This window comes from Coprococcus sp. HPP0074 (assembly GCF_964238105.1).
Classification (GTDB): domain Bacteria; phylum Bacillota; class Clostridia; order Lachnospirales; family Lachnospiraceae; genus Faecalimonas; species Faecalimonas umbilicata.
In genome coordinates this window covers 53,330-71,672 of sequence record NZ_CAXSKS010000004.1, presented here as the reverse complement: position 1 = coordinate 71,672, position 18,343 = coordinate 53,330, and the positions used below count along the sequence as shown (strand labels likewise).

Sequence of the window (18,343 nt, the reverse complement as noted above, 5' to 3'; positions counted from 1 at the left end):
ACGAGTATATGATGGAGGGAATTATGAGAGAGAAAAAATATTTGAAGTGGTATCAGAAACTTGCATATGGTGCAGGGGATCTAGCATCAAACTGTAGTTATGGATTGGTATCTAGTTTCTTATTGTTATATTTATCAGACACAATGGGAATGAATACTGGAATTATAGGAACATTGATGCTTGTTTCAAAGGTATTGGATGGAGTTACAGATGTATTTTTTGGGAGAATGATTGATAAAACAAAAAGCAAACTGGGAAAAGCTCGTCCATGGATGCTATATGCTCAAATTGGAGTATCGCTATGTCTATTATTATTGTTTTCAGTGCCTGATATTGGAGAAACAGCGCAATATGCATATTTCTTTGTATTTTACACAAGTTTAAATGCTATTTTCTATACTGCAAATGGAATTGCATATTCAACATTATCTGCATTAATCACAAAAAACTCTACAGAACGAGTACAATTAGGATCTATTCGTTTTATGTTTGCAGTTGTTACTAATATTGTGATGGGGTTTGCGGTAACAGGTGCAGTTGCACATTTTGGTGGCGGAGCAAAAGGATGGAGAGTGGTTGCTTTTATTTGTGCAGTGATTGGTCTGGTTGTAAATACGATCAGCTGTCTGGCAGTAAAAGAAGTTCCGGATGAAGAAAACACAGAAATACAGGAAGAAGCAGGACAAAAAGATGATAAATTAAGTTTTGTGGATACAATCAAAATTTTATTTGCAAATAAGTATTATATTATGATTCTTGTTTTGTATATCGTATATTATACAATGAGTGGATTGACAACGGGCAGCGGGATATATTTTACTACATATGTGTTGGGAGATGCCTCTTTATTAGGTTCCTTTTCTATGATGAAAATGTTTCCTGTAATTATTGCATTAGCATTTACACCTATGCTTGTAAAAAAGGCAGGAAGTATGCAGAAGGTAAATTTTTGGGGATATGTGATCAATACAGTTTTGAGTGTGTTCTTTGTTTATTTTGCAGTAAAAAGAAATGTACCTATGCTCTTATTGGTAATGTTTATGAAAGGTGTTTTTGCAGGAACTCTTAGCGGAACATTAAACGCATTGATCGCAGAAATTAGCGGATATACTTATAGAACAAAAAAAGTACATATGGATGGAACCATGTTTAGCTGTTCTTCTCTTGGGGTAAAAGTTGGCGGTGGAATTGGTACAGCAGCAGTCGGCTGGCTTTTGAACATAGGAGGATATGTTGGAACGGCAACAGTACAATCTCAGAGCGCAATTAATATGATCTTTCATATGTATATTACACTTCCGGTTGTATTCGGAGTGATTATTACAATTATTTTAAGTATGCTGAAAGTAGAAAAAGCAAATAAAGAATGGGATGAAAAACATAATGTTGAAAAGTAATTTTAACCAAAACTGGAAATTTGTAAAAGGTTGTATACCGTCACTAATGACATTGAAAATGTACGGAAAGGAAGCAGATGATATCTCACTTCCGCACGATGCCATGATTCATGAGACTCCTTGTGAGACAACAAAAAATGGTGGAGCTACAGGTTTTTATCCAGGAGGAATATATACTTATTTTAAAACATTTGTTGCCCCGGAAGAGTGGAAGGATAAAACGGTAACGTTAGAATTTGAAGGTGTTTATGAAAAAGCAATGGTGTATTTGAATGGTGCACTGATAACAACGAATTCATATGGATATTCTAATTTTTATGCTTCACTGGACCGATATTTACAATATGGGCAGGAAAATGAATTAAAAGTAGTAGCAGATAATTCGGCGGAGCAAAATAGTAGATGGTATACAGGAAGCGGAATTTACAGGAATGTGAATCTGTTTGTTGGAGAACTCATACAAATACCAGTGGACGGAGTGCATGCTACAACGATAAATGTGGAGAAAGACTTTGCAGTGGTAGAATTTGTGACTACTGTTGTGAATCAGACAAGAAAAAAGGAAAAACTTCAAGTACAGATAGAAATGAGTGATGAAGATGGAAATGTAATCCGAGGAGTGACGCATTTAACAGCCTTTGGAAATTCGGAAAATCAAATTCGTCAAGAGATTGTAATTAAAAATCCTAAATTATGGAACTGTGACACTCCGCATTTGTATAAATGTCAAGTGAGTATATTCTCTGAGAAAAAAGTATGGGATACCAATGAGTTTCTGTATGGGATTCGCCGGATCACTTTGGATTCGGTGTATGGTCTTCGAATAAATGGTGAGTCTGTGAAACTACGTGGAACTTGCGTTCATCACGATAATGGGATTCTTGGTGCGGCGACATATAGAGAAGCAGAATATCGGAAATGTAAATTGCTAAAGCAAGCTGGATTTAATAGTGTACGCAGCGCACATCATCCTGCAGCAAAAGATTTTCTTGATGCATGTGACAAGTATGGGATTTTAGTTATGGATGAATTATGTGACATGTGGACCATTCATAAAAATGACCATGATTATGCATTCTCATTTTTTAATGAGTGGAAAAATATTGTAGATAAAATGATCCAAAAAGATTATAACCATCCATCAGTTATTATGTATTCCATCGGAAATGAAATTCAGGAAGTGGGAACAGAGCGTGGTGCAGAAATTAACCGTACTATCTGTAATTATATAAAAGAAAAAGACAGAACGAGATATACTACAAATGGAATCAATGGCCTGAATGCAGCCGGAGCAAAAATGTATCCGATTATGCAAGATTTAGCGCCATTATTTAAAAAAGATGCAGAAAATAGTGAGACAAATGATTCCTCAGGAAGCAACGCGATTAATAGCTTTATGCAATTGATGGAGGGAGAAGTCGGTGATGCCTTTGCAAAACATCCGCTTATGACAGAAGTCCTGCAGGAAAGTTGTGAAGCGATGGATATTATAGGATTAAATTATTTGACAGGCAGACATCTGTTGGATACAGAATTGTATCCAAATAAATGTGTTCTTGGGACAGAAACATTTCCAGCAGATATTGCAAGACTTTGGTCTGTTGTAAAAAAATCAAATCAAGTACTGGGAGATTTTACATGGTCGGGCTATGATTATCTAGGAGAAGCAGGATGTGGCATTTTCTATTATGATGAGAAAACTAATTTTGGAAGTTATTTTCCGGATCGACTTGCATATATTGGAGACATTGATCTGACAGGATACAGAAGACCGATTAGTTATTTGCGCGAAATTGTATATGGAATGCGAAAAGAACCATATATTGCGGTGGAACGGGTTGACCGTTCTGGAATGAAGCATTCAAAGACACCTTGGATGCTGAAAGATAATATTGCTTCCTGGACATGGGAAGGATATGAAGGAAAGTCTGCAATGGTAGATGTATATTCAGCAGATGAAGAGGTAGAATTATTCATAAATGGGAAATCGCTTGGGAAAAAACCAGCAGGAGAAAAAGTTGGATATGTAAGTACCTTTGAATGTAAGTATGAGCCTGGAGAAGTTACTGCCATAAGTTATAACCAAGGGAAAGAAAGCAGTTCCTGCCAATTAAAAACAGCAGGGACTGCCAGGGGAGTGAAAGTAGATGTTTCTCAGGAAGTAATGATAAAAGGTACGGAGGAACTTGTTTTTATTCAGTTGAGCCTTGTAGATAAAGATGGCTTAGAAGTGTTGACAGAGGAGAAAGAAATTAAAGTAGTAGCTGAAGGAAATGTCCAGATTCTTGCAGTTGGAAATGCAGATCCCCAGACAACAACATCTTATGATAGTCATTGTTGGAAAACCTATCATGGGAAACTTTTGTTAGTTGCCAAAGCTGGTGAGCTGCTGGGAGAGAGTGTGATTCACATTGTCATGGATGATAATATAATAAAAGATGTTAGTATAAAAGTTATAGACTCAGAGAGTAGTTTTTGATAAAGGGGAGGGATGAAACGGTCATAGGACAGGAATACTGGCAGGACACAAAATGTTCACAATTTTTTTAGCACTCCCTCTTGACGAGTGCTAACATAAGTGTTATATTACAACTAGAACAAAGGAGGAGGACGAAGAAAGGATGAGAAGATCTGAATAGTCCCCACATCACCGGTTCCAATAAATGACATTTATCAATAAGATTTTAATGGAAAAGGAGAGATGATTTATGATGATGCCTAGTATTTTTGGAGAGAATTTGTTTGATGATTTCTTTGATTTTGATTACCCATTCAGAGGTTACCAGAGAGCGAACACAGAGTCTTTGATGAAGACAGACATTAAGGAGCATGAACATGGCTACGAATTGGAAGTAAGCCTTCCGGGATATAAGAAAGAAGACATTCACGCAGAATTAAAAGATGGTTATCTGACCATCCAGGCGGCGACGACGAAGAACAACAATCAGAAGGATGAGAAGACAGGCAATTATATCCGAAGAGAAAGATATTCCGGATCTTGTAGCAGAAGTTTCTATGTAGGAAAGGATATCACTCAGGAAGACATTAAGGCAAAATATGAAAATGGTATACTTGTTCTTGCAATCCCGAAGAAGGATCAGAAGAAAGTAGAAGCTGAGGAGAAGAAATATATTGCCATCGAAGGATAGTGCTGGTAGGTGTGTATGGGGAAGAACTTTTTGTTACGGATCAAGAAAGCAGTGATAGATTTTCAGACACACTCTATATAGATTTGGGACTGCATGATTACAGACTGTGACATGCAGTCCCGTTTTTATTCCGCAGGAAATTTTTAATCTTGCATAAAAATTGTAGTAGGAAAGGGGAGAAATAGTTATGGCGGCAAATAAGGATTATTACAAGATTCTCGGAGTGGACAGAAATGCAGACGCGAATGCGATCAAGAAGGCATACCGAAAACTGGCAAAAAAGTATCATCCGGATACCAATCAGGAGAATTCTGTTGCAAATGAGAAATTTAAAGAAGTGACCGAAGCTTACGAGATCCTGCACGATGAAGAGAAACGAAAGTTGTACGATCGATTTGGAACAGCAGCCTTTGATGGAAGTATGGGAGCAGATCCGGGCGCCTATCAGTCGTACGGAGAACCTAAAGGGGCGAAGTTCTATCGAAGTCCGGACGGAAGCTACCAGGAATTTCATTTTGAAGACGGAAATATGGATGATTTTTTTGATGACATTTTTGGAAGTTCTTTTCAGAGAGCAAGGGGAAGTGGAACTGGACCGCGCGGTTATCGCAGGAAAGGTGCAGATGTCACTGCAAAATTAGAGGTGACTTTTGAGGAAGCAGCATTTGGAGGAGATAAGGTCATCTCTTATACAGACGCAAGTGGACGTGCACAGTCTCTGAAAGTACACATTCCGGCGGGAATTTCTTCCGGCAAGAAAATCCGGCTGAAAGGAAAGGGACAGGACGGGATGAACGGAGGGGAAGCCGGAGATCTGTTTCTGGAAATTTCAGTAAAAGACAAAGTCGGTTATGAACGGAAGGGAGACGATGTCTACACGACCATTCAGATTCCGTATACAACAGCGGTGTTGGGCGGTGAGGTGATTGTGCCGACACTTTACGGAAAGGTAAGCTGCAAGATCAAGGAAGGAACACAATCCGGAACAAAAGTGAGACTGGCCGGAAAGGGAATCGCACATATGGGTCAGCCATCCGGAAAAGGAGATCAGTATGTGACAATTCAAATACAGGTGCCGCGGAATCTGAGTGAAGATGCAAGGAGAAAGTTGAGAGCATATCAGGAGGCAGCAGGAAGAGTTGCATAAGCATTGCTGTTTAAATACCACTGTTTAAGAATGATAAAGGGGAGAAGTACGGGAAAGATAAAGTGTAAGGAAGCAGTTGTTATTGGAAAAACTTTGGTTTATAATAGGGGTGTACAAGCGGGAAGGGAGTTTTCTCTTCCTGAATGTATTTTGGAAACCGATGAATTTACACTTTATAAGGATGGGAAACATATGATAAAAGTTCAGGAATACAGAGGACATATTCGCAACTGGGAGGCGCTTTGTGAAGAGCTTTGCATTGACAAAAGCTTATCCAGAAGAGAGAGAGAGGAGCGGATTTTGGTCCGGGCATTTGAGACATGGCAGTTTGATATGGCAGCGCATTTGTATGGAATGTTTGCTTTTGCGCTCTGGGATGAAGAGGAAAAACAGCTATTCTGTCTCAGAGACCAGTTTGGCACGAAGCCGTTCTACTATTATGAGACGGAAGATGGACAGCTTCTCTATGGAACAACAATCCGGGGAATCATGGAGCAGCCAGGGTTTGTCAAAGAATTGAATGAGGAGATGCTGCAGATCTATCTCAGTCTGACTTACGTGGCAGGAGAGAATACGTTTTTCCGCGGACTGAAGAAACTGCTTCCGGGACGTTACCTTATCTGGAAGGACGGAGTAGTGACAGTAAAGCGCTATTGGAAGCCGGAATTTCATCCGGATGACAGCAAGTCTCTTGAGGAATGGGCAGACGAGATCCACACGACACTTGGCGAGATCATGAAGGAAGTAAAGACTTCAGACGAGCGAGTGGAGTCTTTCCTGTCAGGCGGAGTGGATTCTTCCTATGTACTTGCGATGTCTGATGCCGATACTGCGGATACATGCGGTTATGAGGAAGAACGGTTCGATGAGTCCGTACTGGCTGTAGAGACTGCGCGCATTTTAGAACGTAAGATTTCCAGACGTGTGATCAATCCGGAGGAATATTTTAATATTGTCCCATATGTCATGTACAATATGGAGCAGCCGCTTGGGGATGCTTCTGCGATTGTGTTTGCACTTGGATGTCAGGCGACTGCAGAGCATACGAAGATCTGCTATTCAGGAGAAGGTGCAGATGAATTTTTCGGTGGGTACAATATGTACCGCAATGCAGAGCGATACGGGGAGAATCTAAAGAACTTCTATGTCGGTAACACGAACATTATGAAAGAAGACGAGAAGAAGAAAATATTGAAAAAATATGACCCGGACGTACTGCCAATCGAAGTGGCACAGAGTATTTACGAAGAGATGGAAGGGCTGGATCCTCTGACAAAGATGTCTAATATCGATATCCAGATCTGGCTGGAGGGAGATATTTACCTCAATGTAGATAAGATGAGTGAGGCGGCAGGACTTGAGGTTCGTATGCCGTTGACAGATTTGCGTATTTTCGATATTGCATCGAGAATGCCTTCGAAGTATAAAGTGAATGAAGAGCAGAATAAGGTTGCGTTCCGTACAGCGGCACAGAAAATGCTGCCGGAAGAGATTGCGTTCCGAAAGAAACTCGGATTTATCGTGCCAATTCGTATCTGGATGGCAGATGACCGCTATAATCAAGATGTGCGCGCCAAATTCCACAGCGAGATGGCAGAGAAATTCTTCAATGTAGAAGAGATCAATACAATCTTTGATGAGTATGTCGGAGGAAATTCTGACAACTGGAGAAAAGTTTGGACAATCTATACGTTCCTTGTATGGTATGAAGAATATTTTGTAAAGCGTTAATCGTGCACTGGCAGATGGCATGAGAGCAGCATTGCTGCATCGGATATAAGGAAGGTTCAAAAAACGTGTGTGAAAAGCTGGAGAGGTTTCACGCACGTTTTTCCTATCAGAAAAAGCGGATCACAAATGAAAAGTTTGAGAAAAAGGAGAGAGGGATATGGAAGAAAAAAGAAATCCTATTGCAATTATTGTGACAAGATTTGGGGACATTAAGGTAGAGCTATACCCAAAAGAGGCGCCAAATACGGTGAATTGTTTTATTTCTTTGGCGAAAAAAGGACTGTTTGATCACCGGAAGATTAGAAGGATTGCACCGGGATTTGTATTGCAGCCGAGTTATTCTGACTTTGAGGATGAAAGGTGTGCAATCTCACTCGATGGAGAATATCGAAATAACGGGTTTCCGAATGATATTCCGTTTGAGCGCGGGACTGTCGCGATGGGCGGAGAGGGAAATGTAGCTTCGGGAAGCTGTTTTTTTATTACACTGACGGATGAAGCTGGCAAACGTCTCGATGGAGGCTATGCGGCATTTGGGAAAGTCATAGAAGGCTGGGAAGTTGTGGAACAGATTATAGCACTTCCGACAGAAAAAGTAGATATTGGAATTCCGGGAGTGGATGTCAATGAACCGATTGAGCCGGAATACATGGAAAAAGTGATAGTAGAAACATGGGGAGTCGAATATGATGAGCCGGTTATTTTAGGGTAGAGATACTGTCATGCCAATCAATTAGAATGACAGTATCTACAAAGGGGGAGTGCGAAAAAACGGGCTGCTATGCGGAGTAGATTCCTTGCACCGTGATCCTTTTAAAAAATTTGGAGAGTCCAAGTGTCACTGTTTCCTCCATGTGCTGTGGGATACGGCGGATCAGGACGTTCCCAAGTGGATGAGGGAATACTTGAAAATGATCTGCTTTTAATGCGGCAGTTTCCTCTGTGTCGATAAATCTTGCTGAAACCTCCAGCCGGGAGCCGCCTCAAGTATGGCAGAGCATAGAAGTGATCAGAATATTTTCTTTGTGATGTTCTTTCATATAACTGGTAAGACGTTCGTCTAATTGAATGTGCATAATGGTAATCCTCCTTACGATAGTATGTGATCTGTGATGGCTATATCATCGCAGAAACAAAAAGAAAATTCTGTAATGAAGTCACAGACGTTTCTTCTTAAAAAGAGAATTGAAAAGAAAAGGGACGATAAGATTGTAAGGCTTCCGTTTTGGATGTATAATAAAAAAGAAATACCAGTGTGGTTCATAAATAAAGAGAAAAGAACTTTGTTTACTGGCATTGACAGAATCGAAATGGAGGGAAGATTCAAATGAAAATTGCAGTAACATATGAAGAAGGAAAGGTGTTTCAGCATTTTGGACACACAGAACACTTCAAATTTTATGAGGTGGAAGACGGAAAAGTCACAACGAGTCAAGTTGTAGACACGAACGGAAGCGGACATGGAGCGCTTGCAGGACTGCTTGCGGAGCATCAAGTGGATGTTTTAATCTGCGGCGGTATTGGAGGCGGCGCACAGGCAGCGCTTGCGGAAGTGGGAATCAAGCTTTATGGAGGAGTGACCGGAGAGGCAGATCAAGCTGTTGAGGCATTTTTAAACGAAGCACTTTCTTATGATCCAAATGTGAAATGCAGTCATCGTGAAGGGGAACACGAGCATCATGAGAACTGTGCAGGCGGCGGATGCGGAAGTGGTCACTGCGGACATTAAAAGAATAAATAAGAGATTCATAGGCTACCGGAAAAACGGTAGTCTATTTTCTACTTCTGTAAGACCTGGGAGCAGGTACAAAATAGAAAGATCAGACTATTAAGAAGAAAGGTTGATGTCATGATAACAGAAAAGAAAGAGAAGCGGATTTTAATGATGTCCTTTATTTCAGGACTTGCGTTTGCTGTCATAGAATTTATATTTTCTATTTACAGTCACTCACAATCAGCTTTGACGGATGCGGTATATGATGCTTCCGAATTAGTATTTATTGCTTTGTTACTATTTTTAACACCATTGTTTCATAAGCCGGTATCGGAAAAACATCCCTATGGATATTTTCAGATTGAGTCCATATTTGTCATTATCAAAGGAGTCATGATGCTGTCAGTGACAATGGGAGTTTCGGCAGAGATTATTGAGTCGGCATTAGCAGGTGGTAATGCGGTGAATAATGCACAAATTTCTGTTTTTCAATTATTTTTGGGGATAGCAAGTATTATTATTTTTGTGATTATGAAAAAGTGGAACAGAAATTTATCCTCTCCTACCATCGAAGCAGAATTGTTAGGATGGAAATTGGATATTGTTTACAGCTTGGGTATGTCATTTGCTTTTTTCATATCACTTTATTTAGAGCGAACACCGATTGCGTTTGTAGCTCCATATTTTGATCAGATTGTGGCGGTAGTAGTGATGATCTTCATGCTTCCGGAAAGTGTGAAAGTATTGTGGAATGCGATAAAAGAAGTATTTTTGTTTTCACCGGAAAAACATGTAGTGGATGAGATTAAAACACTTTGCAATCCGATTTTAGAGAAATATCAGTTTTCCCCTGTGTTTTATGATGTGACTAAGACAGGACGACATTTATGGATCGCAGTTTATTTTCAGATTGCAACAGAAAGTATGTCTGTGCGGGACCTGGAGTCTGCATTGAGACAGGTAAATGAGCAGGTAAAGGAAAAATACCAGGAATGCACTTGTGAATTGATTTTAGTACCCGGAAAATAAAATATGATTTGGAAAGAGGAAACAATTGCATTGACATCACCTACATGATTATTTATAATATCAGCTTGAATTACATGTATTCCGTTGTTAAACTAAAAAGGAATAGAAAACAATACAAGGAGGAAACAAGATGAAAAAGAAATTAGTCAGTTTATTATTAGTGACTGCTATGTCAGTGACTGCTTTAGCAGGATGCGGTTCCAAAGCCGACGGAACTGAAGGAAGTAAAAAAGAAGATAAAAAAGAAGCGCAGTCTATTACATTTATGGCTCCTGATTGGGCAGTCCCTACAGATGAACAGCTGGATGAATTTACAAAAGAAACAGGAATAGAAGTTGTAGTCAATGAAGTTGGCTGGGATGATATTCGTGAAAAAATGGTTACTGCAGCTGCAGGAGGACAGGCCGTTGCAGATGTGGTAGAAGTAGACTGGTCATGGGTTGGTGAATTTTATGCGGCTGACTGGTTAGAGCCATTAGACGTTTCTGATGAAGTAAAAGCAGATATGCCTACTCTGGAAACATTTACAAAAGATGGAAAAGTGCTTGCAATCCCATATGCAAACGATTACCGTTTATCTTACTATAATACAGAACAGTTTGAGAAAGCCGGAATCACAGAGGAGCCTCAGACATGGGAGGATGTGCTGGAAGCATGCCGAACATTAAAATCTACAGGGACAGTAGAGCATCCTTTTGCAATTGCATTAAATGCAGAGGAAAAAACAACGACTTGCTTGATGTGGCTTGCATATACGATGAATGGTGTTGTCTATAATGAAGATGGTACTTTAAATGAAGAATCTGTAACAGAGGCTTTAAAGTACATGGAAACTCTGATTCAGGAAGAACTTGTAGATCCGGCAGATAAGACTTCATCTGGTATGGATGCCTATAAACGTCTGACAGGTGGAAGCGCAAGCTTCTTAACAGGACCGACTTCTTTTGTATCCAGAAGCACAAATCCAGAGGAGTGCAGTGTTGTCGGACAGATTACACCAATCCTTACACCGGGAAAAGAAGGAAAATCCGAAGTGACAATGGCTCTTCCAGAAGCGCTTGGTGTAACAAAATTTTCTAAAAACAAAGAAGCAGCGAAAAAATTTGTTGAGTGGTATACATCTGCTGATATGCAGAAAAAATTAAACGAAACAAACAGTGCGATTCCAACAAGAAATTCAGTGCTAGAAGAACTCATCAACGATGATAAAATTCAGAATGCTGGTGCAATGCTGGAAGAGGCGAAGTTAATTTCTTCTCCATTCCCGGATGGAATCCCGTCTTACTATGCGGAGATGAGCAATGCAATGTACAATGCAATCAACAAAATGGCTCTTGGTGAACTGACAGCTGAGGAAGCTTTCAAAGAAATGGATACTAAGATCACTGAGTTAGCAGGACAGAAATAATGAAAAAGAAGATTTTACCATATCTTTTACTCACACCCATGATATTGATCATGGGTGTATTAGTATTTTATCCGATTGCAGCAACCTTTTCTTACAGCCTAAAGTATTGGAAACTGACTGCGCCAAATGACGTTCATTTTATTGGATTCGATAACTACATAAATATTTTAAAATCAGAGTCCTTCTGGTACAGCCTCCAGAATACGGTGTTCCTTCTCGTACTGATTTTGTTTGGAACAACCATTCTCGGGGTGCTGCTCTCTCTGTTTTTGAATATTGAAGTAAAGTTTTCCGGAGTTCTGCTTGCAGTTGCGGTTCTTCCGTGGGCACTGCCGCCTTATGTAAATGGAATTTTGTGGAGATTTATTTTTTACCCGGGATACGGTCTGATGAACAAGCTGCTGATCGGAATGGGAGTGGTCGATCAGCCGGTCGAATGGCTCAATTCGAGGTGGACACTTCTCTTTGTCGTATCCATTGTAGTAATTTGGAGGAGCATTCCGTTTATGGCGCTGGTATGTCTTGCCGGAAGACAGTCGATTCCACATGAATTATATGAAGCTGCAAAAATCGATGGCGCAAATGTTCCAAATATTTTTCGGCGGATCACGTTCCCGCTGATGCTTCCGTTTATTGGAATCGGAGTGACATCCACTTCGGTGACAGCGATCAATGTTTTTGATGAGATTGTTGCGTTATCTGGTTATAGCGATCTGGGGAAAAATATCCTTGTGGAAAGCTATTTGACGACCTTTAGTTTCCTGGACTTTGGAAAAGGAAGCGCAGTTACCTATCTGGTAATGTTCCTCGCCGCAATCTTAGGAATCTTTTACTTGCGGAGTCTGAATAAGGAGGTGGAATACTAATGAAATGGTTGAAAAAAGCAGGGTATGTTTTGTGCTTACTTGTATTCCTTCTTCTGACGCTTGGACCATTTGTGTGGGCGTTTATTTTGTCTATTACTCCGGAGCATGCGATGCTTGCGAAGTCGACAGCGCTTCTTCCGGAAGTAGTTACCTGGAAAAACTATCTGGAACTGTTTGGAGGAAGTCGGAAAGGACAGCTTTTGTTTGCCGGCATCGCAAATTCGTTAAAAGCGGTTGGCATGACTTTGTTGGTTGGGATTCCAATCTGTCTGATGAGTGCATACACGTTGAGTCGTATGGAATTTAAAGGGAGAAAATTTATCCGGAATCTTCTTTTGATCACGATGGTCATTCCTGTCATGGCGACGATCATTCCGCTGTTTCGGATTTTTGTTGCCAGACAGTTGTTGGATAACGTATTTTGGCTCAGCCTTGTTTATGTCAGTTCGTATCTTCCGATGATTACCTGGCTGATGTCCAATTATTTTTCTACGATACCAAAAGAATTAGAAGAAGCGGCAGTGATTGATGGCTGCGGAAGGCTTGCTGTTTTTATGAGGATTTTTCTTCCGATTTCTTATCCGATCATCCTCTCAGCAGCATTGATCATATTTTTAAACACATGGAATCAGTTTCAGATTCCGTTAATTCTCGCTTCTTCTGTGGAGACAAAACCGGTGGCGATCGTTGTATCAGAGTTCATGACAAAGGACTCCATTCAATACGGTCTGACTGCTGCAGCAGGGATTATAACTGTGATTCCGCCGGCCATTACAGCGTTAATCTTTCGAAAGTTTTTGATTTCCGGGATGATGCGTGGATCTGTAAAAGGTTAGATCCTTCCTTTTTTCGAGGGTGAAGTGTGGGACTGTTGGAAAATGAAAAAACATTTTTCAACAGTCTTTTTTTTAATATTTTGAGGGAAAGATAAAAATACTATAAGTAATAGCCTATAAGTTATATAAAACTTATGTATTTTACAAATGATATAGAGTGTGATAAACTCATTTCGGAAACAGGGAAGACCAGAGAAGGTTTACATAGAAAATGGAGGAGAGCATTATGAAAAAGGATTATAGTAAACTATGGGTGTTATTTAAGTCAATGTTTGTGCTCAGTGCATGCACATTCGGAGGGGGATTTGTCATTGTATCCTTGATGAAGAAAAAATTTGTGGAAGAGCTGCAGTGGTTGGAGGAGGATGAGATGCTTGATGTGACGGCGATCACACAGTCAGCGCCCGGTCCGCTTCCGGTGAATGCTTCGGTGATCATCGGATATCGGATCGCAGGGGTAATAGGTTCACTGACGGCTATTCTTGGTACAATTCTTCCGCCGATGATCATTATTTCCATCATCTCACTGTTCTATGAACAGTTCCGTACAAATCCGTATATCAGTACAGCGCTGCAGGTGATGCGGGCAGGTGTGGCAGCGGTTATCTTTGACGTAGTCATTAACCTTGCTGGAAATGTGATAAAGACAAAACGGATTCTGTATATTTCCATGATGATCATCGCTTTTGTTGCGACGTATCTGTTGGATGTCAGCGCAATGATCATTATTCTCGCTTGTCTTGGAATTGGTCTGCTGGACCTTGCTGTAGGAACTTTTCGGAAAAAGAATGGAGGGGTTGCATAAATGTTATTATTAAAATTATTTTTTGCTTTCATACAAGTTGGAATGTTCAGTGTAGGCGGTGGATATGCTGCTATTCCACTGATTCAGGAACAGATTGTCAATATTTACGGGTTAATGACACTGGAAGAATTTTCAGATTTGATCACGGTTGCAGAGATGACACCGGGACCGATTTCCATCAATTCAGCAACGTTCGTAGGAATGCGGATTGCCGGGATTCCAGGTGTCCTGCTCTGTTCGATTGGATGTATCATACCATCCTTTTGCATTTGTCTGATCCTTGCACATTTCTATTATAAATATCGTTCGGTTGGTGGTGTGCAGATTGTTCTTGGAGCAATGCGGCCGGCAGTCGTATCTCTGATCGCCTCTGCAGGTGCGTCTATTTTGATGTTGGGATTATTCCAGGCAGAGTTAAGAGAAGTGGTAGTTGGTGAACTTCGCGTTGTAGAGTTGGGGATTTTTGTCGTAGCACTGTTCCTCCTGAGGAAATACAAAGTAAGCGCAATTGCAATTATTTTGGGAAGCGGTGTTGTCGGGACGGTAATTTATGCACTGTTGGGAGCCATCTAAATCACTGTGAGGTTCATCCGGAAAAGCAGAAAAATCCGAAGATTTTAGGGAAAAAGAAGAGCAGGGACCAAGATAGAAGGGAAGGAATATATGACGATCAGGCATTTGAAAATATTTACGGCGGTAGCAGATTACGGCGGGATGAGCAAGGCGGCAAAGATGCTGCACATCTCTCAGCCGAGTATCAGCCAGGCAGTTTCAGAACTTGAGAAACATTATGGAGTAAAGCTGTTTGAACGGCTTTCACAAAAGATATATTTGACGAAAGAAGGAGAGCTGATGCTCTCTTTTTCCCGTCATATTCTCGATTCGTTCGACCATATGGAAGCGGCGATGAACCGGGCAGTAGAAACAACAAGTCTGAGGATTGGATGCAGCGTATCTGTGGGCACATGCCTGATCAATGATATTCTGGATCAGGCAGAGAAACGGATTCCAGAATGTATGATCAGTGTCAATGTGAGCAATTCTTCAGAGATTGAGAGACAGATTTTAAATAATGAAGTGGATCTTGGAATTGTGGAAGGAATTTTAAAAAGCAAGGATCTCGTCCTGACACCTGTCTGTAAGGATGAGATGGTTGTTGTTTGTGGAAGAGATCACTGGCTTGCAAAAGAGAGAAGTGTGACATTGGAGATGCTCCAGGGGGAGTCATACATTAGCAGAGAAAGTGGCAGCGCGGAGCGCAATCAGATTGAAAAGATGTTTGAGGATCGTGGAGTACAGCTTCGCAGGACATTTTGCAGTACGAATACGGAAGCAATTAAAAATGCGGTGATCCGTGGAAGAGGGATTGCCATTTTCTCAAGAAGAATGATTGAGAAAGAGGCAGAAGACGGAAGCATTGTCATACTGCCGTTAAAGGAGATCAGTGTCACAAGGAACATTCATCTTGCCATTCATAAAAATAAATATTTGTCAGAGGAAATCAAAGTACTTCAGGAAATTTTATTGAGCAGTTGTTAATTTTTCCGGACATTTTGTTGAGATCTGTTCAGTTGTGGAAGAATCAGCGCTTTGCTATGCTTAAAGTAAGTAAAGGCCGATGCGAAAAGAAAAAGATTCAAGAGAAATGGATAAAGACAGGAAGAGATGGCAAATGCACTTGAGGAGAGCTAAATCGGATCAGCTATGATTTTGTTTAAGTACATTTAACGAAAAGTCTGGTAGACGACACAAAAATCAAGTAGAGTGTGGTATAATAAATTTATTTCATGTAGATGAAAAGGCAGTGTATCTGCCTTTCCAGACAGCAGAAGAAATGAAGAGGAAAAAAAGAGGGACAAAAGAGAATGAAGATTTTGAGTATTACAGCACAGAAACCACACAGCACGGGAAGCGGTGTCTATCTGACAGAACTTGTGAAAAACTGGGCGGAAGCGGGACATGAACAGTCTGTTGTCGGGGGAGTTTACGAGGAAGATCAGGTTGATTTTCCTGATGGGGTGAAGTTCTATCCGGTATTTTATCAGACAGAGGCACTTCCATTTGCAATTACGGGGATGTCTGACGAGATGCCGTATGAGAGCACATGCTACAAGGATCTGACATCAGAGATGTTGGGGCAATTTCGGGAAATATTTTGCCGTACGATTGAAGATGCAGTGAGGGAACTGAACCCGGATGTGATTGTCTGTCATCACCTTTATCTTCTGGCAGCGATGGTCAGGGAATGGTATCCGGGGAAAAAGATCATTGCCATCTGTCATGGATCGGATCTGCGGCAGATAGAAAAGAATACTCTGGAGCGAGAGTATATCAAGGAACGTATTCGGCAGTTAGACGGAGTGATCGCACTGCACAGGGAACAAAAGAAGGAAATCGAAAGAATTTTTCAAGTCAAAGAAGAAAAAATAAAAGTTGCCGGTGTCGGTTACAATGATAAGATCTTTTTTCAAACTGGTGAAAAAAAGGAGAAGAAAGAATCGTTTCAGATTATATTTGCGGGAAAAGTTTCAGAAAAGAAAGGAGTATGCAGCCTGCTGCGTGCGTTTTCCTATCTTCCGTATCCAAAAGAAAAATTGAAAGTTGTGCTTGCAGGTGGACATGGGCCGGAGGAGGAATATGAGCAGATACAGCAACTGGCGATAGAATGTCGCTATCCGGTCCAGTTTTTAGGAATGTTGTCTCAAGCAGAATTGGCGGAGCAATTTCGACAAAGCGATGTATTTATACTCCCTTCTTTTTTTGAAGGGCTGGCGCTTGTCAATATTGAAGCGATGGCATGCGGATGCAAAGTAGTTTGTTCAGATATTCCGGGAATGAAAGACTGGTTTGAGGAAAATGTTCCGGGAGAGCAGATTACTTTCGTGAAACTTCCGAGGATGGAGAACGCCGATGAGCCGGTGGCAGAAGAACTCCCGGCATTTGAACAGCGATTGGCAGAAGCATTGCGGCAGAAGTTGGAACAAACAGAAGAAGAAACTCCACAGCTTTCTCAGATTTCCTGGAGAAAAATCAGCGAATGTGTATTGAGATAAAGAAAATTTGGGTTACTCATAGATAAAACAAATAAGTGTTCTGTCTTATTTTATATTTCTATTAGAAAAAACGTGGCTGGAGTGATAACATTATTTTTAGAAGTGATTAGTGTGCAGAGATATTCTTGCTTGTCAATAGATGGTTGTACACTTGTCGGGAAAATAGAATTTTTCATCAGGATTTCGGTGTAAAGATACAGAGAAAGGGGAAAGATTCAGGGGGAAGACCAATGAATCAGGGCGTAAAATGTTTATTGATTTACACATGCATGAGTGTACCTATTCCAAAGATAGTCACTTAAAATTAGAGGAAATCGTAGAGTTGGCAAAAAAGAGAGGGCTGGGGGCAGTCTGCATTACAGACCACGATGATATGGGTCTGAAAGAGTATGCGGCGGAATATTCAGAAAAGACTGGATTTCCAATCTTTGTCGGAATTGAATTTTTTTCCTTACAAGGAGATATTGTAGCATTCGGAATTGAAGAATATCCGAAAGAGCGAGTGAATGCTCAGGAATTTATCGACCTTGTGAAAGCGCAGGGAGGAATTTGCTTCAGTGCTCATCCGTTTCGTAACAACAACCGTGGGCTGGAAGAGAATTTGAAAATTGTTCATGGGCTGGACGGGGTGGAAGTGTTAAATGGAAGCACATTGCCGGAAGCAAATAAAAAGGCGGCAGATTATGCCAAAGAGTTAGGGTTGGTTACCGTAGGTTCCAGCGATTGCCATGTAAGAGAGAAAGTAGGATTTTTCGCGACGTATTTCCCGGAAGATGTGTATACGATGGAAGATTTTATGCGCGTGTTCAAGAGCGGCGGGTGTAAACCTGCTTATTATTGGGAAGGGGAATATAAAATCTGGGATATGGAGACGCCGATACATAAGCCATTTCTGTTAAAAGAATAGAAGGGAAATGGCAGAAGGCGAAAGTAATGAAAACTCATAGAAAGAAGAAACTCTGCCGGGGGAGGTGAGTTTCTTCTTTCACTTTGTGGAGAAAGCCGGAAAGATGTTGTATACATCTTGACCGGCTAAAAAGAAAAAGCTCTATGTAAACGCAAAACGTAGTAGTTAGGCGAAGTACAATAGCCACAAATAATAAAAGTATAAATGCAACCATTGACTTCTTTGTTTTGATAAGGTTATGATAAAATAAAGTTGTGAGGAAAGTGTGACAAAAGAGAAAAGGATTTCTTAATAATCTAAA

16 protein-coding genes are annotated in these 18,343 nt (G+C 40.6%); all 16 read left to right on the top strand.

All coding sequences use genetic code 11. The annotated features are described in order from the left end of the window. The first annotated feature begins 23 nt into the window (after positions 1-23). Positions 24-1,397 carry an MFS transporter gene (locus ACESPO_RS06525; RefSeq protein WP_009263347.1) on the top strand — a complete coding sequence of 458 codons (1,374 nt, stop codon included), beginning with the start codon at positions 24-26 and terminating at the stop codon, positions 1,395-1,397. After that, a complete protein-coding gene (locus ACESPO_RS06520; RefSeq protein ID WP_120090967.1) occupies positions 1,384-3,876 on the top strand; it encodes a glycoside hydrolase family 2 protein in 2,493 nt (830 codons plus the stop codon). The genes ACESPO_RS06525 and ACESPO_RS06520 overlap by 14 nt, the downstream gene beginning before the upstream one ends. A 229-nt stretch (positions 3,877-4,105) precedes the next feature. Next, positions 4,106-4,546 carry an Hsp20/alpha crystallin family protein gene (locus ACESPO_RS06515; protein WP_336305070.1) on the top strand — a complete coding sequence of 147 codons (441 nt, stop codon included), beginning with the start codon at positions 4,106-4,108 and terminating at the stop codon, positions 4,544-4,546. Between the two features lie 187 nt (positions 4,547-4,733). Further along, the gene (locus ACESPO_RS06510) at positions 4,734-5,693 is read left to right on the top strand and encodes a DnaJ C-terminal domain-containing protein (protein WP_336305071.1); all 960 of its coding nucleotides are present in this window, start codon (positions 4,734-4,736) and stop codon (positions 5,691-5,693) included. A 192-nt stretch (positions 5,694-5,885) separates the two neighbouring features. Beyond that, positions 5,886-7,424, top strand: coding sequence for an asparagine synthase (glutamine-hydrolyzing) (asnB, locus tag ACESPO_RS06505; protein ID WP_035102976.1), 1,539 nt, complete (start codon positions 5,886-5,888; stop codon positions 7,422-7,424). A 157-nt stretch (positions 7,425-7,581) separates the two neighbouring features. Next, positions 7,582-8,136 carry a peptidylprolyl isomerase gene (locus tag ACESPO_RS06500; protein ID WP_008977038.1) on the top strand — a complete coding sequence of 185 codons (555 nt, stop codon included), beginning with the start codon at positions 7,582-7,584 and terminating at the stop codon, positions 8,134-8,136. A gap of 615 nt (positions 8,137-8,751) precedes the next feature. Next, positions 8,752-9,153 (top strand): NifB/NifX family molybdenum-iron cluster-binding protein, encoded by a 402-nt coding sequence (locus ACESPO_RS06495; RefSeq protein WP_499788614.1) that lies wholly within the window; start codon positions 8,752-8,754, stop codon positions 9,151-9,153. Positions 9,154-9,273: 120 nt separating this feature from the next. Beyond that, complete coding sequence (locus ACESPO_RS06490; RefSeq protein ID WP_117577857.1) at positions 9,274-10,167, top strand: cation efflux transmembrane domain-containing protein; 894 nt, start codon at positions 9,274-9,276, stop codon at positions 10,165-10,167. A gap of 130 nt (positions 10,168-10,297) precedes the next feature. Further along, positions 10,298-11,575 carry an ABC transporter substrate-binding protein gene (locus ACESPO_RS06485; protein WP_008977035.1) on the top strand — a complete coding sequence of 426 codons (1,278 nt, stop codon included), beginning with the start codon at positions 10,298-10,300 and terminating at the stop codon, positions 11,573-11,575. Then, positions 11,575-12,441 (top strand): carbohydrate ABC transporter permease, encoded by an 867-nt coding sequence (locus ACESPO_RS06480; RefSeq protein ID WP_008977034.1) that lies wholly within the window; start codon positions 11,575-11,577, stop codon positions 12,439-12,441. Before ACESPO_RS06485 ends, ACESPO_RS06480 begins: the two co-directional genes overlap by 1 nt. Continuing rightward, the gene (locus tag ACESPO_RS06475; protein ID WP_008977033.1) at positions 12,441-13,277 is read left to right on the top strand and encodes a carbohydrate ABC transporter permease; all 837 of its coding nucleotides are present in this window, start codon (positions 12,441-12,443) and stop codon (positions 13,275-13,277) included. Before ACESPO_RS06480 ends, ACESPO_RS06475 begins: the two co-directional genes overlap by 1 nt. A 226-nt stretch (positions 13,278-13,503) precedes the next feature. Next, the gene (locus ACESPO_RS06470; RefSeq protein ID WP_009263339.1) at positions 13,504-14,082 is read left to right on the top strand and encodes a chromate transporter; all 579 of its coding nucleotides are present in this window, start codon (positions 13,504-13,506) and stop codon (positions 14,080-14,082) included. After that, positions 14,083-14,655, top strand: a complete 573-nt coding sequence (locus ACESPO_RS06465) for a chromate transporter (protein WP_270602198.1) — start codon at positions 14,083-14,085, stop codon at positions 14,653-14,655. Between the two features lie 90 nt (positions 14,656-14,745). Further along, entirely contained in the window at positions 14,746-15,621 is an 876-nt protein-coding gene (locus ACESPO_RS06460) for a LysR family transcriptional regulator (protein WP_008977030.1), read from the top strand. Between the two features lie 326 nt (positions 15,622-15,947). Beyond that, positions 15,948-17,135, top strand: a complete 1,188-nt coding sequence (locus ACESPO_RS06455) for a glycosyltransferase family 4 protein (protein WP_009263338.1) — start codon at positions 15,948-15,950, stop codon at positions 17,133-17,135. A 247-nt stretch (positions 17,136-17,382) separates the two neighbouring features. Further along, the gene (locus ACESPO_RS06450) at positions 17,383-18,042 is read left to right on the top strand and encodes a PHP domain-containing protein (protein WP_016439550.1); all 660 of its coding nucleotides are present in this window, start codon (positions 17,383-17,385) and stop codon (positions 18,040-18,042) included. Positions 18,043-18,343: the final 301 nt, after the last annotated feature.